Annotated in this window: 14 protein-coding genes and 2 pseudogenes; 4 read left to right on the top strand and 12 right to left on the bottom strand. The window is 68.4% G+C overall.

Features of this window, described 5'->3' with window-relative positions:
• The first annotated feature begins 5 nt into the window (after positions 1 to 5).
• Positions 6 to 8,573, top strand: coding sequence for a beta-ketoacyl synthase N-terminal-like domain-containing protein (locus tag ENSA7_RS04730; RefSeq protein ID WP_106087995.1), 8,568 nt, complete (start codon positions 6 to 8; stop codon positions 8,571 to 8,573).
• 87 nt (positions 8,574 to 8,660) lie between these two features.
• Here ENSA7_RS04730 and ENSA7_RS04725 read toward each other — a convergent pair whose 3' ends face one another.
• The 5 genes from ENSA7_RS04725 to ENSA7_RS04705 form a co-directional block, all read right to left on the bottom strand.
• Entirely contained in the window at positions 8,661 to 9,530 is an 870-nt protein-coding gene (locus ENSA7_RS04725) for a hypothetical protein (protein WP_146157336.1), read from the bottom strand.
• Positions 9,530 to 9,949, bottom strand: a complete 420-nt coding sequence (locus ENSA7_RS04720; RefSeq protein ID WP_146157335.1) for a hypothetical protein — start codon at positions 9,947 to 9,949, stop codon at positions 9,530 to 9,532. The genes ENSA7_RS04725 and ENSA7_RS04720 overlap by 1 nt, the downstream gene beginning before the upstream one ends.
• A gap of 368 nt (positions 9,950 to 10,317) precedes the next feature.
• Complete coding sequence (locus ENSA7_RS04715; RefSeq protein WP_181233154.1) at positions 10,318 to 11,310, bottom strand: helix-turn-helix transcriptional regulator; 993 nt, start codon at positions 11,308 to 11,310, stop codon at positions 10,318 to 10,320.
• A gap of 38 nt (positions 11,311 to 11,348) precedes the next feature.
• Positions 11,349 to 12,077, bottom strand: a complete 729-nt coding sequence (locus ENSA7_RS04710; RefSeq protein ID WP_106087991.1) for an SDR family oxidoreductase — start codon at positions 12,075 to 12,077, stop codon at positions 11,349 to 11,351.
• A gap of 110 nt (positions 12,078 to 12,187) precedes the next feature.
• Positions 12,188 to 12,814, bottom strand: a complete 627-nt coding sequence (locus tag ENSA7_RS04705) for a hypothetical protein (protein WP_146157334.1) — start codon at positions 12,812 to 12,814, stop codon at positions 12,188 to 12,190.
• Positions 12,815 to 12,978: 164 nt separating this feature from the next.
• Between ENSA7_RS04705 and ENSA7_RS04695 the strand changes: the two genes are divergently transcribed.
• Entirely contained in the window at positions 12,979 to 14,022 is a 1,044-nt protein-coding gene (locus tag ENSA7_RS04695; RefSeq protein WP_244923713.1) for a helix-turn-helix domain-containing protein, read from the top strand.
• Positions 14,023 to 14,032: 10 nt separating this feature from the next.
• Here ENSA7_RS04695 and ENSA7_RS04690 read toward each other — a convergent pair whose 3' ends face one another.
• Both ENSA7_RS04690 and ENSA7_RS04685 read right to left on the bottom strand, forming a co-directional pair.
• Entirely contained in the window at positions 14,033 to 14,704 is a 672-nt protein-coding gene (locus tag ENSA7_RS04690) for a hypothetical protein (RefSeq protein WP_106087987.1), read from the bottom strand.
• Positions 14,705 to 15,106: 402 nt separating this feature from the next.
• On the bottom strand, positions 15,107 to 15,382 hold the full coding sequence (locus tag ENSA7_RS04685) for a type 2 periplasmic-binding domain-containing protein (RefSeq protein ID WP_181233152.1): 276 nt from the start codon (positions 15,380 to 15,382) through the stop codon (positions 15,107 to 15,109).
• Positions 15,383 to 15,534: 152 nt separating this feature from the next.
• Between ENSA7_RS04685 and ENSA7_RS46315 the strand changes: the two are divergent.
• Positions 15,535 to 15,750 (top strand): annotated as a pseudogene (locus ENSA7_RS46315) (3-hydroxyacyl-CoA dehydrogenase family protein); the annotation flags it as partial.
• Between the two features lie 3 nt (positions 15,751 to 15,753).
• Here ENSA7_RS46315 and ENSA7_RS04675 read toward each other — a convergent pair.
• The 5 genes from ENSA7_RS04675 to ENSA7_RS04655 all read right to left on the bottom strand — a co-directional run bounded on the left by ENSA7_RS04675 (position 15,754) and on the right by ENSA7_RS04655 (position 22,635).
• Positions 15,754 to 17,853, bottom strand: a complete 2,100-nt coding sequence (locus tag ENSA7_RS04675; protein WP_146157333.1) for a hypothetical protein — start codon at positions 17,851 to 17,853, stop codon at positions 15,754 to 15,756.
• 20 nt (positions 17,854 to 17,873) lie between these two features.
• Positions 17,874 to 18,704 carry a hypothetical protein gene (locus ENSA7_RS04670; RefSeq protein WP_146157332.1) on the bottom strand — a complete coding sequence of 277 codons (831 nt, stop codon included), beginning with the start codon at positions 18,702 to 18,704 and terminating at the stop codon, positions 17,874 to 17,876.
• A 43-nt stretch (positions 18,705 to 18,747) separates the two neighbouring features.
• Positions 18,748 to 20,559, bottom strand: a complete 1,812-nt coding sequence (locus ENSA7_RS04665) for a peptidoglycan-binding domain-containing protein (RefSeq protein WP_146157331.1) — start codon at positions 20,557 to 20,559, stop codon at positions 18,748 to 18,750.
• Between the two features lie 290 nt (positions 20,560 to 20,849).
• Complete coding sequence (locus ENSA7_RS04660; protein ID WP_181233150.1) at positions 20,850 to 21,101, bottom strand: Uma2 family endonuclease; 252 nt, start codon at positions 21,099 to 21,101, stop codon at positions 20,850 to 20,852.
• A gap of 103 nt (positions 21,102 to 21,204) precedes the next feature.
• On the bottom strand, positions 21,205 to 22,635 hold the full coding sequence (locus tag ENSA7_RS04655) for an RtcB family protein (RefSeq protein WP_106087981.1): 1,431 nt from the start codon (positions 22,633 to 22,635) through the stop codon (positions 21,205 to 21,207).
• 436 nt (positions 22,636 to 23,071) lie between these two features.
• Between ENSA7_RS04655 and ENSA7_RS04650 the strand changes: the two are divergent.
• Positions 23,072 to 24,092, top strand: a pseudogene (locus ENSA7_RS04650) (hypothetical protein); the annotation flags it as partial.

Here is a 24,092-nt window from a genome sequence, read left to right as displayed (position 1 = left end):
CGCCAATGACAGACTACGAGCCGATTGCGATCGTGGGGCGGTCGTGCGTGCTGCCCGGCGCGCTGACCCCCGAGCAGCTGTGGTCGTTGGTGATCGAGGGCCGCAGCATGGTCGAGTCGATCGATGCGGTCGACCCTGGTCGCTGGCGGCTCGCGGGCGCGGACGTGCGGGGCGAGGGCCCGGACCAGACCTGGAGCGACCGCGGCGGGTACGTGCGCGGGTTCGAGAGCGTGTGGGATCCCGAGGGCTTCGCGGTCCCGGCCGCGCAGCTGAGCGGCCTCGATCCGCTGTTTTGGTGGGTGCTGCACTGCGCCCGCGAGGCGCTGAGCGACGCGGGCGACGCTCGTCGGGGTGAGGTGGCCCGGCCGCGCGTGGGCGCAATATTCGGCAACCTCGGGTTTCCGATGGCGCAGATGAGCCGCCACGCCGAGTCGGTGTGGTTTGGCGAGGGCGACGGGCCCGTCGATCCGCGCAACCGGTTCATGAGCAGCGCAGCCAAGCTGCTCGAGCGCGCGCTGGGGCTCGCGCCCGGGGTGTTTTGTCTCGACACGGCGTGCGCGAGCTCGCTGGTGGCGATCAAGCTGGCCTGTGATCAGCTGCATGATCGGCAGGTGGATCTGGCGCTCGCTGGCGCCGTCAATCGGGCCGACGATCTGTTCTTGCACGTTGGGTTTTGTGCGCTGTCGGCCCTCAGTCGCAGCGGTCGCAGCCGGCCATTTCACGCCGACGCCGACGGGCTGCTGCCGGCCGAGGGGGCCGGCTTCGTCGCGCTCAAGCGCCTGGCCGACGCGCGCCGCGACGGCGATCACGTCTACGGCGTGATCCGGGGCGTGGGCCTGTCCAACGACGGCCGCGGTCGCGGGTTCCTGGCGCCGGCCCAGGCGGGGCAGGTGAGGGCGCTGCGGCAGGCCTACGCGCTCGCTGGCGTGGATCCGAGCGAGGTCTCGCTGCTCGAGTGCCACGCGACCGGGACCGTGGTCGGCGACGCGACCGAGCTGCGCAGCAGCGCCGAGGTGTTCGCGGATCGCAAGCTGAGCGGGCCGCTGCCGATCGGATCGCTCAAGTCGAACCTGGGTCACGCGATCACGGCGGCCGGCGTCGCGGGGTTGATCAAGGTGCTCGAGGCCATGCGCCACGAGCAGCGTCCGCCGACCCTGCACATCGACGCCGCCGCGCTCAACCCGACTTTGGCCGACACGCCGTTTCGGGTGCTGGATCGGGCGGAGCCGTGGCCGGAGGGGGCGCCAAAAATTGCTGGAGTCTCGGCGTTTGGATTTGGAGGCAACAACGCGCATCTGGTCGTGAGCGAGGACGACCCGACGTTGGTTGGTGACGGTGGGACCTGGGCGCCCGAACCCGAGGAGCCGCTCGCGGTGATCGGTGTGGGTGCGGTCGTCGGCTCGGCCCACGACGCCGACGCGTTCACGCGCGTGCTGCTGGGCGAGCACGAGCTCGACCGGCAGACCGGCAGCTTCACGCTCGAGCTCGCGGGCCTGCGGTCTCCGCCGAATGATCTCCGCGACACCCTCGCGCAGCAGCTGCTGGTGCTGGCCGCCGCGCGCGAGGCCAGCGTGGGGCTCGAGGCCCAGCTGTCGCACGATCGCAGCGGGGTGTTCATGGGGATCGAGCCGGATCCCGAGATCTGTCGGCACGGCGCGCGCTGGCGCCTGGCCCAGCGCCTGCGCGACGCCGGCCTGGATCCCGACGGCCAGCGAGACTGGATCGCGAGCGCGGGCGAGGCCCTCGTCGGCCCGCTGAGCGCGGCTGGGGTGGTCGGGACCATGCCCAACATCCCCGCCAACCGGATCAACGCCCAGCTCGATCTCGGCGGCCACAGCTGCACCGTGTTCGACGGCGAGTTCTCCGGGGCGCGGGCGCTGTCGCTCGCGAGCCGAGCCCTGCGCAGCGGTGAGCTCGACACGGCGGTGGTCTGCGCGGTCGACCTGAGCTGCCAGGAGGTCCACACGCGGGCGCTGGCGGCGGTCGAGGGGCGAGACAGCGACCCCGGCGACGCGGCCGTGGCGTTCGTCGTACAGCGTCTGAGCGTGGCACGCCGCGCGGGTGCGCGGGTCCTCGCGGTGCTCGAGCGCGACGCGGGTGACGGGCAGCTCGCGCTCGGCGAGCTCGGGCTGCGTGCGCGCCTGGGTCGCTCGTGGGCGGCTGGGGATCTGCGTGATCTGTGCGCGGCCGTGCTCGCGGGTCGCCGCGGCGCGCTGCCTGACGCGCGGCCCTGGTCGGCGCCGCGTCAGATGCGAGTCGAGGGCCCCCCGGGCAGCGCGGCGCTGCTGCTGCGTCCGCAGCTGGCCGCGCCCGGGCTGACGATGTTCGCGGGCGCCGACGCAGCCGAGCTCGAGCGCGCGCTGGTCAGCGGGCGAGCGGGCGGGGACGGGCCGTGCCGAGCCGTGATCGTGGCGAGCAACCGCAGCGAGCACGCGCGGCGCGTGGATCGAGCCGTCCGACACCTGCGCGACGGCGGACCGACGGGACCCGGCGTGTTCATCCGCCGCGCGCCGATCCATGGCGAGCTCGCGCTCGTGTTCAACGGCGCCGGGGCGGCCTACGAGGGCATGGCCCAGCCGCTGCTCAACGCGCTGCCGAGCCTCGGCCGCGAGCTGGCCGCGCGCAGTCCGGCCCTGGCCGCCGCGTACGAGGCCGCGTGGATCGACGTCGAGCCGCTGCAGCAGCTGTGGGCCAGCTCGTTCGTCTCGCAGCTGCACGCGCGGCTGAGCACGGAGCTGCTGGGGCTGCGGCCCAGCGCAGTGATCGGCTACTCGTCGGGCGAGAGCAACTCGCTGTTCGCGACCGGGATCTGGACCGACCACGACGCGATGGTCGCCGCGTGTCGCGACTCGGGCGTGTTCATCGAGCAGATCGGCGGCGCGCTGCAGGCCGTCGAGCGGGCGTGGGGTTCGAGCGCCCCGGCGTGGGAGACCTGGACCGTGGTCGCCCCGATCAGCGAGATCGAGGCCGCCGTCGAGCCCGAGCCGCGCGTGCACCTGTCGGTGATCCACCACGACGGCGAGGGCATCGTCGCTGGCGATCCCGAAGGTTGCGCGCGGGTGCGGGCCCGACTCGGCGCGGCCCGCTGTCTGCGACTTCACTACGACCTCGCCGTGCACGTGCCCGAGCTCGCGCAGATCCGCGAGACTTGGCTCGACCTGCATCGCTGGCCGGTCGCGGCGCGCGAGGACCTGCGGGTCTACTCGTGCGCGCACGCGGGCCCCTACACGCCGAGCACCGAGGCCTGCGCGGCGGCGATCCTCGGCCAGGCTGATCGCCGCCTGGATTTTCGCGCGGTGATCGAGCGGGCCTACGCCGACGGCGTGCGGGTGTTCGTGGAGCAGGGGCCGCAGGGCGGGTGCAGTCGGTGGATCCGCGAGATCTTGGGCCCGCGCGACGCGGTGATCGTGGCGCTGGATCGCAAGGGCGGCGGGGTCGAGGTGATCATCGAGGCCGCCGCCGCGCTGCTCGCCGCGGGCGTGGACTGCTCGATCGATGCCCTGCTCGAGCGGCCGCAGGCGCGCGCCAGCTCCGGGCACGCACTGCAGTTCGAGGCCCACCCGCCGGCGGTGTCCGTGCCGCTGCCGACAACCCCCCAGGCGCCGCCGCGGCGGTCGCTTGGTCGGGACGAGAACGACAACATGAGCGCTTCGCAGCCGATTCAGATCATGGTCCCCGCGCCCACGCTACCGCCGGTTGGCGCCGAGCCACCGCCCGCGCTCCCCCACGTCCCGGCACCGTCGCCTGCGTCCACGCCCGCGCCGAGCTCGAGCTTCGCCGCGTCGGTGATGCAGGCCCAGCTGGCCGAGCTCGGCCAGGCGCAGCGAGCCTTCATCGAGAACCAGGCCAGCCTGCATCAGCAGTTCTTGGCGTTGCACGAGCAGAGCATGGAGTTGCTGGCCGCGGCCGCGCGCACGCGATCGGGCGGCACGGTTCCGGGATCCGAACCCGTCGCTCCCGAGCCTATGCGTCAGCAGCCCGCGCCCGTCGGTGCCGAGCCGCCGCGCCAGCCCGCGCCCGTCGCCGTCGAGCCACCGCGCCCGCAGCCCGCGCCGGTTCAACGATCGGCAGCCCCGCCTGCGAGCGCCTCACCTCCGCCCTCGCGCCCGCAACCCAACGCCCCCGAGGCCACCGGTCCACGCACACCGATCGGCCCGACCTTCGATCGCGCCGCCCTCGAAATCCACGCCAGCGGTCGCATCTCGGACATCCTCGGCCCCGCGTTCGCTGGCCAGGATCAATTCGAGCGACAGGTCCGCATGCCCGAGCCGCCCTTGCTGCTCGCCGATCGCGTCACCGGCCTCGACGCCGAGCCGATGTCGATGAAGCTCGGCACGATCTGGACCGAGACGGACGTCCGCGCCGACGCCTGGTACCTGCACGACGGCCACATGCCCGGCGGGATCATGATCGAGTCCGGCCAGGCCGACCTGCTGCTGATCAGCTACCTCGGCGTCGACGCCGAGAACCGCAGCGATCGGGTCTATCGCCTGCTCGGCTGCACGCTGACCTACCACGGCGGGCTCCCGCGGATCGGCGAGACGCTCGCGTTCGACATCCACCTCGACGGTCACGCCAAGCAAGGCGGGACTCGGCTGATGTTCTTTCACTACGACTGCCACATCGACGGGGCGCTGCGCCTGTCGGTCCGCAAGGGCCAGGCCGGGTTCTTCACCGACGCCGAGCTGGCCGCCTCGGACGGCTGCCTGTGGCGCCCCGAGGACCAAGAGATCGTCGCCGAGCCGCGCCTGGATCCACCCGCGCTGCGCTGCGAGCACGCGTCGCTGAGCGCGGCGCAGCTGCAGGCGTTCGCCGACGGCCGCCCGTGGGACTGCTTTGGCAGCGCGTGGAGCTGGGCGAAGACCCACACTCGCACCCCGCGGATCCAGGCCGGGCGCATGTTGTTCCTCGACAGCGTCGAGCGCATCGAAGCTCGCGGCGGCCCGTGGGAGCGCGGCTACCTGTCCGCGACCACGGCGATCACTCCCGATCACTGGTTCTTCGACGGCCACTTCTACAACGACCCCTGCATGCCGGGCACCTTGATGTTCGACGGCTGCCTGCAGGCGATGTCGGTGTTCCTCGCGAGCTTGGGCTTCACCGTCCGCCGCGACGGCTGGCGGTTCGAGCCGGTCCAGGGCGAGCCGTTCCTGCTCAGCTGCCGAGGCCAGGTCACCCCCAAGGCCAGGCAGCTGCGTTACGAGGTGTTCGTCGAAGAGGTGATCGCCGGCCCGATCCCGACCGTGTACGCGGACTTGCTGTGCACCGTCGACGGCCTCAAGGCGTTTCACGCCCGCCGGGTCGGCCTGAGCCTGGTGCCCGGCTGGCCGCTCGACGAGGGCCACCCGCTGCTCGAAGCCGGCACGGTCGCAACCACTGGCCCGATCGCCAAGGCCGGCGAGTTCGCGTTCGACTACCGCTCGATGCTCGCGTGCGCCCAGGGCCGACCGACCCACGCGTTCGGCCCGGTCTACGCCCGGTTCGATAGCGCCGAGTCGGTCGCGCGCCTGCCCAACCCGCCGTATCACTTCATCAGCCGCGCGGTGCGAGTCGACGGCCCGATCGGCGAGGCCCGATCCGGCGCCCGGGTCGAGGTCGAGTACGACATCCCCGCGAGCGCCTGGTACCTGGCCGAGAACGGCGATCGCAGCGTCCCGTTCGCGGTCTTGCTCGAGGCCGCGCTGCAGCCGTGCGGGTGGCTGGCGAGCTACATGGGCTGCGCGCTGGCGTCGACCGACTCGCTGATGTTCCGCAACCTCGACGGCAGCGGCACGCTCCACGCCGAGCTGCTGTTGCGGTCGCAAGCCGAGCACGCGACCACGCTCACGACCCGGGTCACCAACACCTCGCTGTCGAAGACGGCCTCGATGATCATCGTTGGCTTCGAGGTCGAGTGTCGCCTCGGCGAGGCGCTGATCTACTCGATGACCACCGTGTTCGGGTTCTTCCCGGCCGCCGCCTTTGAGAACCAAGCTGGCCTGCCGACCACGTCCGATCAACGCGAGCTGCTCGAGCTACCCAGCACCCGCAGCTGGGCGCTCGACGGCGGCAAGCCGACGCCCGGTCGCGCCCGCATGGCGCGGCCGATGCTCCTGATGCTCGATCACGTGACCGCCTTCGACCCCGAGGGCGGCGCGGCAGGGCTTGGGTTCGCGCGGGCCGAGAAGCGCGTCGACCCAGACGAGTGGTTCTTCAAGGCCCACTTCTTCCAGGACCCCGTGCAGCCCGGCTCACTCGGGATCGAGGCGATGTTGCAGCTGCTGCAGTGGACCATGCTCGAGCTGGGCATGGACGCGGGCATGCAGGCGCCGCGGTTCGAGGCGATCGCTGTGGACCAGGCGATCACCTGGAAGTACCGCGGCCAGGTCGTGCCCAGCAACAAGCTGATCCAGACGACCCTCGAGATCACCGCGCGCGACGACGACGAGCGCGGCGCGATCGCGTTCGCGACGGCTTCACTGTGGGTCGACGGCAAGCGGATCTACGAGGCGTCCAACGTCGCCATGCGGATCGTCGATGACGAGGCCGCCCCGATCGGCAGCGGCCGCACGATCACCCTGGATCCCGCGCGCGACAACTGGCTGCGCGACCACTGCCCGACGTGGACGGTTCCGGCCCTGCCGATGATGTCGATGGTCGATCTGCTGGCCCAGGCCACCCGCGCCGACGAGCGCTTGATCGGCCTGCGCGACGTTCGGATCAAGGGCTGGCTGGTGCTCGACGAGGCCCGGCAGCTGCGGGTCGAGCGAGACCGCGAGCGGGTCGAGCTGCGCGTGATCGAGGCCGATGGCAGCGAGCGCGAGGTCGCCAGCGGTCGGCTGGTGATCGCCCGGCGCTACGGCGAGCGTCCGACCCCGCTCGAGCCGCTCACGGGTGACCCGGTCGAGCTGCCCTACGCCAACGGCCAGCTGTTTCACGGTCCCGCGTTTCAACTCCTCGAGCAGCTCGTGCGGACCACCGACGGCGCGTCGTCGATCGTCCGGGTCGAGAGCGAGGTTCCACGCGGGGTGCTCGCGCCAGCGCTGCTCGACGTCGCCACCCACGGCATCCCGCATGACCGCCTGACCGAGTGGACCTGGCCGGGCGGCCAACCGCCGAGCGCGGACAAGGTCGCGTACCCGGCGTGGATCCCCGAGATCGATCTCTACGGCCCCACGCCCGACGCTGGCCAGCTGCGCTGCGAGGTCCGCCCGGTCGGCACCGTCGGCTCGCCCGACTTTCCTGCGTTCGAGATCCAGCTGATCGGCGACAAGGGCGTCTGGTGTCGGATGCGGCTGGTCGAGGCCTGCTTTCCCAAGGGCCAGCTCGGCAGCGCCGCGCCGCTGGATCGCCGCGCGTTCCTGCGTGATCACGAGCCGGTCGCGGGGCTCTCGCTCGCGCGCACGGGCCCCGACAAGACCACGCTCGCGCTCGCTGATCTCGACGCCAGCGACTGGCTGCCGGGCACCGTCGCCGGGATCTACGGCACCCGCGATCCCCAGGCCGTCGCTCGCAAGGAGCACATCGCGGCCGCCCACGCTCTGCACCCCAAGCAGCTGCCCGAGGCGCTCCCGCTGACCCGGTTCGAGCTGAGCACCCAGGTTCACGAGGGCGAGGTCAGCGTGTCCGGGGCCGGCATCGGCGAGCTCGACATCACGCCGGTCCGCGAGTTTTGGACGCAGTGGTTCGCGCGGGATCCATGGCCCGTCGAGGATCTGTACTACGGGCTGATCGAGCGATTCGTGCGGCGCGTGGTCATTGAAGACCCGGCCGCGTTCGCCCAGATCCAAGGTCGCAGCACCATGTTCTTGGCCAACCACCAGGTCGGCGTCGAGTCGCTGTTGTTCTCCGTCATCGCCTCGGCTCTGGCCAAGGTGCCGACCGTGACGCTCGCCAAGATCGAGCACAAGCACACCTGGCTGGGCCGCCTGATCGCGCACTGCTTCTCGTACCCCAACGTCCGCGATCCGGGGCTGATCACCTTCTTCGATCGCGAAGACAAGTCCAGCTTGATGACCGTGATTGGCGAGCTCGCCGCCGAGATGCGCGGGGTCGGCCGGTCCGTCATGGTCCACGTCGAAGGCACCCGCTCGCTGTCGTGCGCGACCGGGGTCCAGAAGATGAGCGGCGCGTTCTTGGACATGGCGATCGCCGTTGGGGCTCCTGTCGTCCCGGTTCGCTTCGTCGGCGGGCTGCCGGTCGAGCCGCTCAATGATCGGCTCGAGTTCCCGGTTGGCATGGGCCGACAGGACATCTGGATCGGCCGACCGTTCATGCCCGAGTTTCTGGCGAGCATGACCTACGGTGATCGTCGCAACCTCGTCGTCAAGGCGATCAACGCGGTGGGGCCAGCCAACGAAGACGAGCGGCCGCTGCCGGGTGATCCGGCGTTCGCCGCCGAGGTCCAACAATGGGAGGCCGCGCGTGGCGTCGAGGGGCCTCACGCGACGCTGTATCGGATGTTGGCCAATCTGGAGGAACCCGGCGAGTCGGTGCGTCGGCTGTTGTCGGTCGAGCGGGCCGAGCAGCTCGCGGGGGATGACTCGGCCGAGGGGCAGTGGTTGCTCGAGCTCGGGCGACGGCTGCTCGGGTAGTCGTCGAGGTCGCGCCCGTTCACCGAAGCCACGGTGAGGGCCGGGTCTGTGAAACCCGGTCCCCATCGTGGAGCCCAGCTGGCACCGCTACGGGGCGCTCAGGACCGACGCCGCCAGGGGCTGGAGGATCACGACATAGCGCTTGGCGATGTCGTCGATCCAGCCGGGGTTGGCGGCCAGCCACTGCTGCTGTTGCTCGATGACCAGCTTTCGCTCCACCGCCAGCCGGCTCCGCGTACAAGCCTCGACCTCCATCAGCGCGACGTCGAGATCCCCACGCGCGTCGACCAGCGAAGTGAGCGCCCGCTTGGCGTCGTCCCTCGAGAGCGCTTCGGCGTGGACCGACGCCATGATGTCGACGACCGCCCTGTCCTCCTCCGCCAACGCGGCGACACCGTAGTCCGCAAACGTGCTCTCGCTGACACACGCTCGCTCTTGTCGCATCGCCGTGATCATCTCGGGGTGTTTCTCGAGCTGGCGAGAGATGCTCATGGTGGCGTCATTGAGGAGCAGCGCGAGCTCATACTGGGGATTGATCGCAGCCTCCGCGCGCTCGAGACACTCGACGATCTGCGTTGGGTGGGCGCCGACATCTGCCCACGGGTCGCCCTCGTCCAGCTGCGCGAGCGAGACCTCTAGCAGCGAGGCGGCCTCCAGGGTGTCGAACGCGACGATATCCTGGACCTGCGCGGTGCCGAGCGGGTAGCCGGCCGCGCCGAGGCAGCGCTGCACGGCGTCGGTTCGGGCCGAGAACACGGCCTCCCGAACCTGCTCGACCGTCAAGCCCACACGCCGGTCGATGGCGACCTGAAATGGCTCCTCGAAGGTGTCGAGGTCGGTCGACTGTGCGCGCAGCTGTGTCGCCTCACCTGATTCCGAATCCGTACTGCAGCCCGCGAGCAGCAGCCCGGTGACCAGCAAAGCCGCGATTTGTTTGCCCGGTTGAATGTGTGTCATCAGAATCCCCAGTTCGTTCCCTGCGAGGCACAAATGCCGTCGCTGCGACAGATATTGTAGTTGGTCGATTTGTCGTTGTCCCAATAGCTGTAGTAGTAGTTGACGTTGAGGCCGTTGGTGTAGTTCGTGTACGAATATGAGCTCGAACCATTGATCCAACGGGTCCTGATTCGGACCAGTTTGCCGTCGACGACTTGATCTCGATAGAGTCCATTGTAGTCACCGAGCCCATCACAGGTGAGGTTTTGCGCGCCCTCGTATCCCCACCCCGAAGAGGAGGGGTAGCTCGCCCCCCCGTGGCAGGCAGCCAAGGCCGTCGGGGCCCCGGTCAGGACCAACACCGTGGTGCATGCTGCGATCGCCGTTGTCGCGAGGAACGCCGCGTAGGCTTTTTTCCGTATTGTCATCCCCGACTCCATGGCTCCAGCTCCACGGCCCTTCACACAATTGCGCAAGCAAGGCTCTCGGGACGTCCGATTGTCCGTTCGAACAGGTTACAAACATCCCAACAACGGTCCATTCGATCACACATTGGCCCAATGTGCACACGGCCCTTGGTCGTTGGGCCAGGGGCTAAAGCGAGCCAATCCCCCCACGTGTCCACTCGAGGGGTGGGCTTGGGTTCGGCGACTCCTCGCACCGGGCCGCTGACCGAGTGTGAGTCGAGCTTGCCCGAGCCACAGAGCGCGCGCTGGTACTCGGAGCTCGCTCGCCGGCATGCCCAAGCGCGGACGACGGCTTCGAAACCAGCACGAGTGTCGACGACCTGCGAGCGCAGCTCGGGGCGTCAGCGCGAGAATTCGAGGCTATCGAGGCCAGGTTGCTGCTGGCGGTAGACCGAGGGCGGCTGCTCGAACCTGCGCTTGAAGCTGCGGCTGAAGTGAGCCGCGTCGGCAAACCCACACACGTAGCCGATCTCGGTCACGCTCAGCGAGGTCTCGCGCAGCAGCCTCGCGGCTTCGTCATTGCGGATCCGATCGATCAGGTCGCTGTAGCGCTCCCCCACTCCGGCCAGCGTCCGCTGAAGCGAACGCGGGGACATCTCGAGCGAGGCGGCGACCTCGGCCAGCTTCCAGGTCCGAGCGAGATCTCGTCGCACGACGCGCTCGACCTCGGCGGCCGGACCCACGCTCTCGCGAAGCTCGCGCTGGTCGGCGAGCAGCAGCTCGTCGAGCCCGGGCATCGGCTTGCGCGTGGGCTCGAAGCTCGCCCAGCGCAGGTGCCAGCGCTGGTAGCCCCCGCCAGGTGCCGGCGCCCGGAACCGACCGGCCTCGTAGACCCAGCGCTGCGGCTGCGCGCTGTCCGGGAACCGGCAACACAGCTCACGACAGCCGATCTCCTCGAACACCACCAGATACTGCCCGCAGGCGGCGAGATGTTCGGCCGGCTCTGGTGGTGTGTCTTCGCTAGATACGTGCACGAGGGTCATCTCCCTCGCTCCGATGTGCTCGAGGACCAGGTGGTGACGCGAGTGGATGAACGCCGCGAGTCGGACCTGTTTGTCGATCACCGACTCGGGGGAGTCCGAGTTGAGCAGCACGAACAGTAAGGGGTGGCTCCGCTCCCGCGCGAGCTGCCCGGCCGAGAGCAGCGCGAGGCCGCCATCATGCGCATGGGCGACTTGAAGCAGACGTCGATAGCCGACCAGGTCGACGCCTTCGCGCTCGTCAGCCTCGGCGATCTCCCGTAGGACCTCGACGTCGAATGGGATCTCCGGCGCGACGTGCCGGAGTCCGTCGACCACGAGCGAGGCGATCACGTGATGGATCCGGCCGGACACGCCGGCGAGGATCGCAAGCGCCTTCGAGCGACGCAAAGTCAGGCATCGCGGAGCCGACGAGCCAACAACCTCGGCGCCAGGCGATGAAGCACCTGCGCCAGCCGGGCCTTGCCGATCGCCACGACCGAAGCATCGGCGCGAAGCCCCTCGATGCAGGCGTGCGCGACCGCCGACGCCGAGATCGCGCCAGCGTGGCGACCCTCGGTCATGGGCGTAGCAACCACCGGAGGGACCAACTCCATCACCCGCACACCATGGCCCTCGAGCTGAGCACGCAGCGAGATCGTCCACGAGCGCAGCCCCGCCTTGCTCGCGCAGTAGACCGGCGCGCTCTGTTTGGGCGTGAGCGCCAGGACCGAGGTGACGTTGACGACCGCGGCCGCAGGCCCGGCCAGCAGCCTCGGCATCAACGCCTGGGTCAGCAACATCGGCGCGAGCAAGTTGATAGCGAGCTCGTGTTCGATGTCGCTCGCCAGGACCTCTCCCCTCAACTCCAGCTGCTGCTGAATCCCGGCGCAGTTGACGAGGATCTCGAGGCCACCGAGCCGAGACCCAACCGCAGCGACCAGCGCCCGCCGGTCCTCGGCCTCGCTCAGGTCGCAACACTCGACCGGGATCCCCTTCGCATCAGACAGCGCGCGCACACGCCCAGGGTTGCTCCCACACCCCAACACCCTTGCGCCCGCGTCATGGAGGCACAGCGCGATGGCCCGGCCGATCCCGCTGGTTGCCCCCGTCACGAGCACTCGACTGCCTTCGATCTGCATGCCCGAGGTCTCGCACGACGCGCTCGGTCCGGCTTGCAGCCTCGCGCCATTGCGCTTGGATCATCGCGCCAGGGTCAACGACGAGCGCGCACGATGAACCAGCCGTTGGATCAGCGGAAGGATCGTTCGTAGGCGTATTCGATGTCTGCGTCGAATGCGTCGCCGTCGAGCAGCACGGGCACCCGCCCGTGATAGCGCACCACCTGGTCACTCTCCAGATCGAGCTCGATGCGGATCGGATCGATGCCCAGGCGGACGAACACGCCGGACGCGACCATCGTGACCACCGCGCGGTCGACCCGGCGCTCGGCGAGGTGCAGCTCGAAGCCGTAGGTCCGGCCCGTCGTACCGAAGCGCACGGGGATCGTATCGCCGCGGGCGAGGGTCGCCCAGTGCGAGCGGATGAAGCCGAACAGCGTCGGGCCCACCACGATCGGATCGCCCGGACCCTCGTGGTGGCGGCGGACCTTGGCCCCGCGGTGGACGGTGAAGTCGACGCGGCCGTCGTCCCGAACCTCGATCGTGGAGCGGATGCCGGTCTGGGTGTGCACCGACTCGAAGCGGCGCAGGCGATAGCCGGAGTCGTGCCGTGCGCGGTGGAGGAGGACGGGCGTGCCGTCGAGCCCGAGGGTCACATGCGTCGAGGTCCGGTCGTCGCCGCTTCCCGAGACCCAGCGCTCATACCGGTAGGCCGCGAGCGCCCCCCCCCTGCGGAACCACCGTGCCGACGTAGACACGCTGGGCGTGGTCCTCGGGTCCGCGCGCCAGAGCCTCGCGCGCCTCGTCGGGCAGCACGACGGGCGCCCGTCCGCAGCCGAGCAACAGCGGGACCAGGAGCAGGAGGGCGCCGAACGTATTGCCTTGCATGCCGACAACGTGCTCTCGTTGGTGGCGACGGTCAGTGTCCGCCCCGCCCAATCCACTGTCCGATGGCGACATCGACACCAGCAACGTGCGCCCCGCGTACGAGGCCTCGCTCGTGTTCGGGGCGACCGAGGCCGAGCTCGAGGCCGCACTCGGGTGGACGCGAACGCAGATCGAGACCGTGGGTCAGAGCGTGTCGGGAGCATCCACCCACGCGCACTTCGAGCTGATGTACCGCAAGCCGCGCTACGCCGAGTTCGTGCTCGATGCGGTGCGCCGCCACGATGCGTCGACTCTCGGAATCGTCGGCCTCGCCTGCAAGACCGCGCCGAGGGTCGCGGACGCGCTCGCCTGCCACGCTCGCTTCCAGCACCTGACCAACCGCAGCGCCCGCTACAGCACCGAAGTCACCGGAGAGCGGGTCGTGATCATCGAGCGCCGGTTCGGCCCGGCGAGCCTCGGCAGCGTGCTGCTGTCGGACTACGCGATCCTGGTCGCGCGGCAGCTGCTCACGACGCTGTCGCGCGAGCCGCCGCCGGTCCTCGGGGCTCGCTCGCGACGCGCGTGTATGCCCGAGGCCGAACGCGAGCGCTTCGAAGCGTTCCTGGGTGCGTCGATCACCGTCGGAGCCGACGCGGCGGCCCTCGAACTCGACGCGTCTTTCCTCTCGACGCCCACCGCGGTCGCCGACCCGGAACTCGAAGCCTACTTTTGCGGCGTCCTCGAGCGCGTCCCCCCGGCGCCGAGCCCCGAAGCGCGACTGATCGAGGACGTCCGCGCCGCGATCCGCAGCCGCCTCGTCGACGGTACGCCCACGCTCGCACAGGTCGCCCGCTCCCTGGCTATCGGTACCCGGACGCTCCAGCGCCGCCTGGTCGCGCACGACACCACCTTCGCGGCGGTGCTCGACTCGACCCGCTGCCGCCTCGCCGAAGCGCACCTCGCCGACTCCAGCTTGTCGCTCGCCGAGGTCGCGTGGCTGCTCGGATATGTCGAGCAAGCCTCCTTCTACCGCGCGTTTCGCCGCTGGCACGCGACCACGCCCGAGGGGTGGCGACGCAGCGCCACCGCCCGCTCGTGACGGCCCGTCGTCACCCCGCGGGAACCCAGCAGCCACCCGCCTCGCGCTCCGCCTCGAGCTGCTGCGCGAAGCTGTTGGCCTCGCGCACGGCTGCGTCGAGATCCGCGTCCAAGCCGATGCCGGAGCCCAGACTCCACCTCACGATTCCATGACAGTCGACGACGACCAGCATCGGGAGCCAGTACGTCGGCAGGTTGACGGTCAACAGCAGCGTGGACCTCGAGTCGCGCTCTGGCGTGACTTCGATGATCCCGGGCGGCGGAAAGCTGCTCTGGGTCCGACCCGCCGCCTCGCTCAATTCATGGTTCACGTCCACGAACAACGGGACGCTGAGGCCCGCGACGGTCGGTGCTTCCAGCACGCCACTCCCAGCCAGGAACATCCACGTTCCACCCCACGGATCCGCGGGGATCCGCCAGCTGTCGGTCGAGCTGTGCAGATCATCAAAGGGAAAGCGATGCCCCCACGCCTGGCCTCGAGCGGCGAGCGGCGTGGTATTGAGCGCATCGAGCGAGACCAGCGAGACTTCGGTCGGCTGACTCGACTTGTAGCGAATGGTCACGTCTCGCACGTCCGCGCTCGCGTCGTTCGAGACCGTGAGTTCGTGGCGGCGGCGAGTCGCCAGCAGCTCGTACGCGTCCCTGGTCTGCTTGGGCTCGACGCCATCGATCGACTGGATCACGTCCAGAAACCACAGATCACAGCGACCGCAACTACCTGGGTCAGCGACATGGATGCCCCGGACGGTGGCAGCTTGCCATTCCCGTTCGCCGAAATAGCAGATCATCCCGCCGCAGCCCGAAGACACCACGCAGGCGGACAGCGCGAGCACCCGGCACAGGGGGGGAAGCGACGCGCCACCGGTCAATGATAGCCGAAGAGCGAGGACTCGTCCGAGCTGAAAAGGTACCTGCGTGAGCGGCTTGCCCAACCCTGGCGCATCCGTTGGTACCACAAGCTCTCCCTCATCTGTCGGGACCGCTACCGCACGGCAGCGTGGAGATCAGGTCGTGCTGCGGACAGAGTCCGACTGGGCGAGTACATCACATAGCCACGCGACGCGTTGGGGGTTGGGTGTTGGGCATTACAATGCCTCAACGTGCTCGGAAAACAGCTGGGTCAACGCCGTGGCCATCGCACGCATGCGTGGCACTCGCTTGAGGTCCTGGTGCATCACCACATAAAAGGGGACTGACGGTGCCGCGACATCGAGCACCAGCGCTTCGAGCCCCGCCGGGGCGACGCCGGCCGCATACATGACGATCCCCATGCCGGCTCGTGCTGCCTCGAGCCGCGCCTCGATCGTGTTCGCGCGAAATGGGAACACTGTCGCCCCCCGAGCCTGCCCGGCTGCGTCCACTCGAGACACGGCTCGACCATCACGGCCTGATCAGGGGCGGGTCGGTCACGCGGCGAGGTCGAGCTCGAGCTGGCCTTTGGGAGGTGGCCGCGGCCGAGGTGGCGGTCGAGCACCGAGGCAGTGGTAGCGCAACATGTGAAACCTCGCTGCTCGACATCGACAAGCCCATGACGCTGGGTTATGGGTTTCCGATGGGGCCGCTGAAGCTTACCGACCTCGTGGGCCTCGACGTGCGGCTGAGCATCGCCGAGTACCTCGCCGGCAAGCGCGAGTAGGGGCCCACTTCGAGCCGCCGCAGCTGCTGCGGGACATGGTCGCGTAGGGCAAGCTCGGGAAAGAAGTCGGGGAGCGGCTTTTACGAGTGGTAGCGGCTACTTCAGGCCGACGATCTCGCGGACGACCGCGGGGTCCATCTCGACGATGGTCGCGCAGCCGTCGATGCTGAAGTACTTCATGAGCGTGTAGAGCTCGTCTTGCTTGCCCTTGAAGCTGACGAGCTTGGGCTTCACTGCGTCGATGTAATCAATCAAATCGTCAAAGTCCTCCCGAAAGCGCTTGTCGCTCAGCAGAAGCTTGCCGTAGTCGCTCGCCTTAAACGTGTCGAGGCACGCAACAATGTAGGCCGCAGTACCGGGGCCGCTCATCGCCTCACGATAGCCGATCGCAGCGACGACCGCACACATCGAGAGAATGCTGCCAAAGGCCATCACGCCGCCCCACACCGCCGCGGATGCTCCAAACTCGATGACGAACCAAGCGCCAACGGACGCGATGGTCCCCGCAGATCCGGCTATGTCGATCACGTCTCCGACGTCGATGTCTTTATCTTGATAGGCCTCGGCGATCTCCTTCCCGAAGACCCACACGGCAAGGAAGAACGCCAGCGCACCAGCGAACTGAGCAACCCTATTCGCGGAACCAAGCACCTTCAGAGACGCGTTGGTTTTCCCCTTTTTGTCGAGGAGCGCACCCGCGATCTCTGCCAACGGGACTGCCAATTGAGCGCCAGATTGAACGAGCTGGACGAGCGCCTCTCGTGACCGATCGTGGTCCGACGTGATGATCGACAAAAACGCCGCAAGGTTGGCTAGCGCATAAACACCGGCCCACAAGCTGCTCGACATGAGCTTGTGAGACCACTTGACCTTCTTGATGGCCGCCAGGTCTGGTGGGGTCTTCCCCGCTGGGAGGATCGCCTCGAGCAAGTGATCGAGATCCGTGTCACTGGCCATATCCGTGACACGCATGAGCACTCGGATGGCAAAGGTCGCGCCCACCGTGCCCGCGTTGCTCAGCTTGAGAGACCGATGAGCGATATAGCTCGAGAAAACCGGCCCGCCTACCATGACGAGGGAGACCGCGAGCGACGCAGGACCCCGAGAGTTTCCGATCGCCCCAGCGCCGATCGACCCAATGGCTCCGATCGTCGCAAAGATCGAGTCTTTGGTCTTCGGTGTCATGGTTCGCCACCCCTTTAGGATGGCGTCTTTGAACGGCTCGGACTGAACTCGGTCGACGAGCCGCTGCACGTCAGCCTTTTCAGCGACCCCTTCAAAGAAGGGCATTAGGTGTTGCTCGACGAAGTCATCGCCTCGATTGGAGCGGACCAGCGCGGATGTCGCCCGAATGAGTGCAGATTCGAGCGCCGCCCAGTTGTCGCGCCGGTCGGCCACGTCGTAATACGGCGCGAGCTTTCGAATTCGTTCGATATTGTCGCTATCGACAAACTCCGCTATCAGCTCAGCGGCCGCCGAGCTGATGGATTTGTGCAGTTCTCTGTCAAATAGGGCAGGCTCGTCGGTCATCAACCTCGCACCGTGCTCGAGGAGTTGGCCCATGAAATCGATGAGGTCTAGATGGTCGTTTACATGATAATCAACAGTAGCCTTCGGGGTGTTAGGGATCACGTCGTACATCATGGTAGCGAGACGCTGCGCCGAGACAATATATGCGAGGCTGTCATGTGTTCGGGTGACGACTTTACCCTCTAGTTGATTGACCAGAGCCTCCAGCTTGCTCGCAAGTTGGTCGAGATGCTGCGCGAGTAGCTCGATTTTCGCAAACTCGGGGCAATCGATAGCGAGCTTGATGTACCGCGACGCGACGGCCGCGTCAGCCTCGATCAGAGCTGCGCCCGCGGCGGCTTTGGGCAAGCGGATCACGACGCCCTTGGGGATCGTCCAGTTGAGAAATGGGAGATCCTGCTTGGCGATGCCGTCCGTGCCGCCATGAGCCTGATGCCAATATTGAGCTGCTTGCTGCGTCAACTCGGTATAACTTGTCAGCCATGGGTTCGCCTTCATAAACACCTGGTACAGATCATGAAACGCTTTTCCGTTTGTGCCTTTCGCGCGGTATACTTCGATGAGCACATCATAGGCGTTGACATGAAACGCTGCGGCCAAGACGGCGTAGGTGATATCCTGGCCAAACACCCGGCCGATGTCGACCTTGGGTCCGAGGTTTGTCATGACGACTCCGTCGATGTGTGTCATATCCCCGGCCTCGCTGCCAGCAGTGCCCAAACCCAGACTCCGACGAGAACGGCGTCGAGAGCTAGAACCGGGGCGAGCTCCCGCCCAACAAGCCGAAGCGCGACGGCGCGAAGCTCCGCGCGGGGCGTCAGCTTCATGGGTTTGGGTGGGATCACCCAGCCAGTCGTCAGCGTGCTCGATACAATGGCAGGCTCGCCATCGACGAACTGACAGGGCCCCTCGCACACCCACTGTTGTTCGAAGTCGACGATTGTCTCGGATACTGTGACCTGTTGGTCCAGAGTGTCAGCTGGCAGCTCGTGGCAGGCCAGCAACTCGAGCGCCACCGCGTGAGCGCGCTTCGCCAGGTGACTCGAGGTCGACGTCTCCGGGCTGCCGTAGACCAGCGAGATGGCGCTCGTGGTTCGCCCGGCCGCCCGCAGCAACCGCCATGGCGGGAGCAGCATCGGGAAAGCCTTGTAGGGCATGGAGCTGTCATCGCCGGGATGCAGCACAATGCGCGTTTTCGAGTCCTCACCAGCGAGCCAAAACGAAGCGGCACTGTATTTGTGGTAGCGAGCCGGAGCGAGCCCGAAGGCCCCGACGTGGAACTCGAGCGTCACCTGCCAGGCCGCGCACGGTGATTCGGTCAGTGGCGAGACGAGCTTCTCAAGACCTACCTCAGGGCGGCCGGTCACACAGAGCCTCGGATCCTGCGGCGTGCCTGTCGACCATGTGCCCGGGACGTTCATACGCAGCCCGCGTCGAACCGAGGTGACGACCCAGAGGTGAATGAGTCCGAGAAGGGCGACAAGCACACCGACGAAGGCGTTGAGGGAGATGGTCATGGATGCTCCTCTGGCGGCCACCCCGCCGTTTGGACGTGGACGCTCATCCTTCCTGCCCCCTCCGACCCGCTGGCGAGATCAACCCATTCCACGGATACAACGCCAACACATGCAGCCCGCCCGCTTCGGCCGCCACCTGCTGCAGCCCCTGCTGCCCAGCGAAGCGGGCGTATGACCCGTCCGAGAGCAACGCGATCACATCGCGCTGCGCGTCCCCAACCAGCACGATCCGATCGAGCCGCCGCCCCGGCGGGGTCGAGTAGGCCCAATCGCGACCGAGCGTGATCTTGAACGTGGGCACCGGCAGCCCCTCGATCTCCGGTGCGTCGGGATCCGTCTCGAACCACTGCCGCGGATCAAACGGATCAAACCCCTCGGGATCCCACAGCGCGTAGCAGACCCCGTGCCGGACCAGACCCGCAGCGCGACCGAGCTTGCGAAGCTCGGTCCCCGCGTGCCCGCCCGCCGCCGAGCTTGGCGGTGGCGAAGGCAAGCCGCCGTCCGCGATGCCGATCTCGAACTCGACGTCGTCGGTGTCGGGCGCGGTCGTCAGCGCGCTGAGGTGGATCTTACCGGTCGGCGTGCGCAACCACGCGAAGTCGAACCACTCGACGGCGACCGCGTCGAGATCCCGAGGCGCGACCGCGTGGCGAAAGAATCGGCAGCGCAGGCCGTCCTCGCGGTCGAGCGTGCACGCGCCGCTGTCTCCCTCGACGCAGGGGAGGTCGCTCGTCCGCGGAGCCTTGGCTGGATCCGTGAACACAGCCAACGTGACCCGCCGCGCCTGGGCGGGCGAGGTCTTGACATCGTTGAACTCGCGGCAGCCGCTAGCGACGGTCCCGAGCAGCCGGCTGGGATCGAGACCGAGCCCGTATTCTTCTACGTAGGCGCTGACGATCGCCCGCTGGGTCTGCTCGTCGAGCGACGGCCCCTTGCTGGGCGGGAGCCCGCTGAGCCAGCGCTCGGCGTTGGCCTCGACGAAGGCTTCGATCGCGGCGTCGGTCATCGGCCCACTCGTGTCATCGATCGCGCCGGGGATGAACCCCAGCCCGCGCAGCATGGCCTGGTACTCGTCGAGTCCCCAGCGCTCGTGGTCGGCGATCTCGAACAAGACGTCGGCGTCGGAGCTCGCCAGCGCGCGCATGGCCGCGGCGCGCCGCTCGGACAGGGCCTTGTTGTCAGCGCCCGAACCTGATGGATCGCTGTGACCAAACAAGCCCAGCTGCGAGGAAACCTGCTCGAGCTGACCTGCCGTGCTCCTTAGCGCGATCGCCAAGCCCGGGCTGACAAACGACGAGCCCGCGCGAAAGCCCACTGCGGCGTGGGCCGCTATCGGCGAGGGTTGCAGGCGAACGCGATTGTGCACCAGCGTGGGCAGCGTGAAGCTGGGCAGCCGTCCGCTAAAGGGGGGGCGCAGCTCGAGCAGGCGCGACGCGGGCGGTGCTGCTGGGGCCTTTGGCGTGTCCATGTCAGGCAAGTCCGGCCACCGGCTGAGGGTGAGCTCGAGCTTGCAGTGACCGGGAGCGAGCTGCTCGATGAACACGCGGCCGCTGGTGTCCGAGCGGCCCTCGACGATCGAGAGGTCGGGCAGCGTGAGGCGATGCTCGACGTTGGCGAGCACGCGGCCGAAGTCGTCCTCGAGGATCAGCTCGAACCATGCCTGCTGGTCCACGATCGGCTGGGGAGCGTCGGGCGCGGGCGCGGGCGCGGGCGCGATGTCGATGTGCGAGTAGGGCGACAGCACGCGGGGGCGCTCGACGACACGCATCTGCCCGAGTCGCAACAGCTGGGTGATCTGCCGCCACTTTTGGCTTGCCGTGCGCGCGCGCAAATCACCGACGCCATGCGAAGCCATGAACCCCCCGATACGCCGAAGATCACAGCCCAGCGTCATCGTGGCGCGGCGCAGGACAGCTAGCGCTCGCTCGGGCGAGGCCACCGTGCCGTCCACGACCGGCCCGATGCACAGCCATTGTTCGGTCGGCCCAAGCGTTGGCAACTCGAGCGATCGACCTCGTCTGCGCGTCGACACGGGCCACTCTACCACATGACCACCTCGTCGGGCTACCAGAGCCGGACCAGCTTCGAGTCGCTATAGTCGGCGCACGGCAGACCAGGTCTGGGCCAAGATGGCGCTCTCGTCACCTATGCTCGCATGCAGATTAGATCTGCCGCGTCGATGCGGACTCGCAGCTCGGAGCTGTAGACTCGGCAGGGGCGCCCTCGCAGGGCGACGCTCAGCTCGGTGACGACGGCGGCCAGCAACGCGGCGCGCTCCGGCGTGCCCTCGGGCATCGCGTGGACCTCCCCGCGGAGGTACTCATGCTTGGTCGAGCTGAGTTCCTCGGCGGCGAGGTAGGCGGCGTAGGTCATGCGCTGGGGCTCTGGCACGCCCACACGGAGGACCATAGCACGTGGGATGCGACACCAGCGGGCAGATCGCGGCTGCGCCGTGCAACCGCAGGGAGCCGGCCGAAGGCGTAACGCAGCCGTCGCCGCGCTACGCCTTGAAGGTCAACAGCGGTCGCATCCGAGCCACCGGCCCGACGATCCCAGCCTCGACCTGCACATCGATCACCGGCGCGATGTCCTTGTACGCCGCCGGTGCCTCTTCGCGCAGACGCTCGGCATGCAACGCAATACATTCGACCCCGGCGAGCCCAGCGTCTCGCTCATCGAGGTGGCGCGCGCGATGCCGGGTCAGCGCGCGGCCGGCCCCGTGTGACGCCGACGCGAGCCAGTGCTCGCTGCCGAGTCCGACCATCAGGTAGGAGGGCTGACCCATCGACCCGGGGATCAGTACAGGCTCGCCCGCGCGGGCAGGCGTCGCGCCTTTGCGGTGAACGTTGAGCCCGCGCTCACGGCTGACGAGGTTGTGCGGCCCGTCCCACACCAGCGGCGCCGCGAGATCGCCGTAGTGCTCGCGCAGGCGCAGGCGGACCAGCTCGGCGAGCAGCAGGCGGTTGACCGCGCCGTAGTTGGCCGCCGTCGACATCGCCTCGAGATAGGCTTTGGCGGCCTCGCCATGGACCGCGAACACGCCGCTGCTCGGGTGGGCGAGGCCCGTTGGCCATAGATCGCGGGCACGCTCGCGCCAGTGCTCGCCAACCGCCACGCCGACGGCTCGCGAGCCCGAGTGGACCATGAACGCGAGCTGGCCCTGACGGACGCCCCAGGCGTGAGCCATGCGCCCGTCGAGGATCGCATCGACGACCTGGATCTCGACGAAGTGGTTGCCGCCGCCGGGGGTCCCGAGGCACGGGTCGCGGATGATCTCGCGCTCGCCACCGCGGAACCATGTGGTGGAGCCTTCGAAGCTGCCGAGCTCGTAGCAGCGCTCGAGCTCGGTCTCGATCTGCTCGCAGTCGGCCAGGGCCATGCGCCCGAGCGGCGTGGCCCTGACCTGCTCGAGCCAGGCTGGCGCGCCTGCGCGGTACAGCGCCCGGAGGCTGCGGTAGTCCATCGGCAGGTCGCGGGTTCCGAGCAGCAGGTCGCCGCGCAGGCTGGCCACGAGCTTGGGTTTGGCGGCCAAGAAGCGCTCGTAGTCGAGGTCGACCACGTGCAGGCGCATGCCGCAATTGATGTCGGTCCCGATCGCCTCGGGCACGAGCATGTCGGGGCTGGTCGCAACGACGGCGCCGACCGGGACGCGGGCGCCCGCGTGGAAGTCCGGGGTCGCGCGGGCGGCCACGACCGTGCCGCCAGCCGGATGTGTCGCGCTGGCGAAGCGCTCGAGCTGGACGGCGGCCTTGCTCGACAGCGGGAAGCCGTCGGGCAGCAAGACCTCTGCTCGGGGGGTGTCGGCACGCTCGGGTCGCGCGAGGGTCCAGACCGATCCGGTTCGGCTGACCGCGAGCCCCTGGCGGGCGAGCGCGGCGACGATCCGCTCGATCTTGGCGGGTTTGCCCGGTGTGGGCGCTGATTTGGACATGACGTTGATCTCTGGCTGAGGCGCAAACGTGCAACGTGCGACGTGCAGACGTGCGCGCGAACGGGGTCGATGAAGTTGTCGCCCGGGGTCAGCAGCCAGCCACCAACGAGCAGCGGCGAAGATAGCAGGCTCACCGCGTCGAGCCAGGAATTATTGTCGGCGCGGCGACGCCTTCGACCCCGCCCAGATGTGGTTCACGCGAAGCGGAGTGGGACAGCTGGGCTGGGATCCCCAGGCTCACCGGAATCCGCCGGGTTGGGATGTTCAACGGCATCGAGGACAGCGTGCGTGCGCTGCCTTCGAACGAGCAGGTAAGGTGCTGGGCCACGTTCAGGGGGCCGAGGGGGAGCCGAGCATCCGCGTCGGATCCCGCTGTGACTCACAAGTCCGCACAGGTCCGTTGATTTTTCGTGCTGGATGCACGAACGTCGGCACGATGAAAATCAGTACGAACTCGCCGTCGTTGGTCTTGCTGGCGACGCTCTGCTCGGTGCTCGGCTGTGGGGACAGTGGTGGTGGCGACGTCGCGGGGGATTGGGACGGAACCGGGAACGGAGATGGCGATGGTGATCCAACCGGCGACGGCGATCCGACCGGCGATGGCGACGGCGATCCAACCGGCGACGGCGATCCTACCGGCGACGGTGATCCAACCGGCGACGGCGATCCAACCGGCGACGGCGACCCGACCGGCGACGGCGACGGCGATCCTCCACTCGATCCCGCGACCCAGTTCGAAGCGGCGACACAGTGGTCGGTGCCCGACGGTGGTTGGATCGGACAAGGCTTTGTGCGCTTGTTCGGAAGCGCCTCGGATGCGGGTGACCAGGACTGGACGACGACGGATCTCGACGGGGACGGCCAGCTGGATCTGGTCGTGACGTCGGACTGGGACGGGGTCGACTTCGACGTGCTCGGCTACCCGAACGCGCCGCACTGGGACGTCTACAAGGGTGGCGCGAACGGGTTTGCGAACAGCGCGACGGCGTGGACGGTGCCGAGCGGCGGCTGGACGGGGCAAGGGTTCGTGCGCCTGGGCGGGAGCGCGTCGGATGCCGGTGATCAGGACTGGACGACGACGGACCTCGACGGCGACGGCCAGCTGGATCTGGTCGTGACGTCGGACTGGGACGGGGTCGACTTCGACGTGCTCGGCTACCCGAACGCGCCGCACTGGGATGTCTACAAGGGTGGCGCGAACGGGTTTGCGAACAGCGCGACGACGTGGACGGTGCCGAGCGGCGGCTGGACTGGGCAAGGGTTCGTGCGCCTGGGCGGGAACGCGTCGGATGCCGGTGATCAGGACTGGACGACGACGGATCTCGACGGGGACGGCCAGCTGGATCTGGTCGTGACGTCGGACTGGGACGGGGTCGACTTCGACGTGCTCGGCTACCCGAACGCGCCGCACTGGGATGTCTACAAGGGTGGCGCGAACGGGTTTGCGAACAGCGCGA

The sequence above is a fragment of the Enhygromyxa salina genome, assembly GCF_002994635.1.
GTDB lineage: Bacteria > Myxococcota_A > Polyangia > Nannocystales > Nannocystaceae > Plesiocystis > Plesiocystis salina_B.
This window is presented reverse-complemented; position numbering and strand designations above follow the sequence as displayed.

Excerpts from the sequence above, each read along its gene's own strand:
- ENSA7_RS04730 (WP_106087995.1), top strand. The coding sequence starts at position 6 with ATGACAGACTACGAGCCGATTGCGATCGTGGGGCGGTCGTGCGTGCTG.
- ENSA7_RS04675 (WP_146157333.1), bottom strand. The coding sequence starts at position 17,853 with ATGACAAACCTCGGACCCAAGGTCGACATCGGCCGGGTGTTTGGCCAG.
- ENSA7_RS04725 (WP_146157336.1), bottom strand. The coding sequence starts at position 9,530 with ATGACACACATTCAACCGGGCAAACAAATCGCGGCTTTGCTGGTCACC.
- ENSA7_RS04665 (WP_146157331.1), bottom strand. The coding sequence starts at position 20,559 with ATGGCTTCGCATGGCGTCGGTGATTTGCGCGCGCGCACGGCAAGCCAA.
- ENSA7_RS04670 (WP_146157332.1), bottom strand. The coding sequence starts at position 18,704 with ATGACCATCTCCCTCAACGCCTTCGTCGGTGTGCTTGTCGCCCTTCTC.
- ENSA7_RS04710 (WP_106087991.1), bottom strand. The coding sequence starts at position 12,077 with ATGCAGATCGAAGGCAGTCGAGTGCTCGTGACGGGGGCAACCAGCGGG.
- ENSA7_RS04720 (WP_146157335.1), bottom strand. The coding sequence starts at position 9,949 with ATGGAGTCGGGGATGACAATACGGAAAAAAGCCTACGCGGCGTTCCTC.
- ENSA7_RS04655 (WP_106087981.1), bottom strand. The coding sequence starts at position 22,635 with ATGTCCAAATCAGCGCCCACACCGGGCAAACCCGCCAAGATCGAGCGG.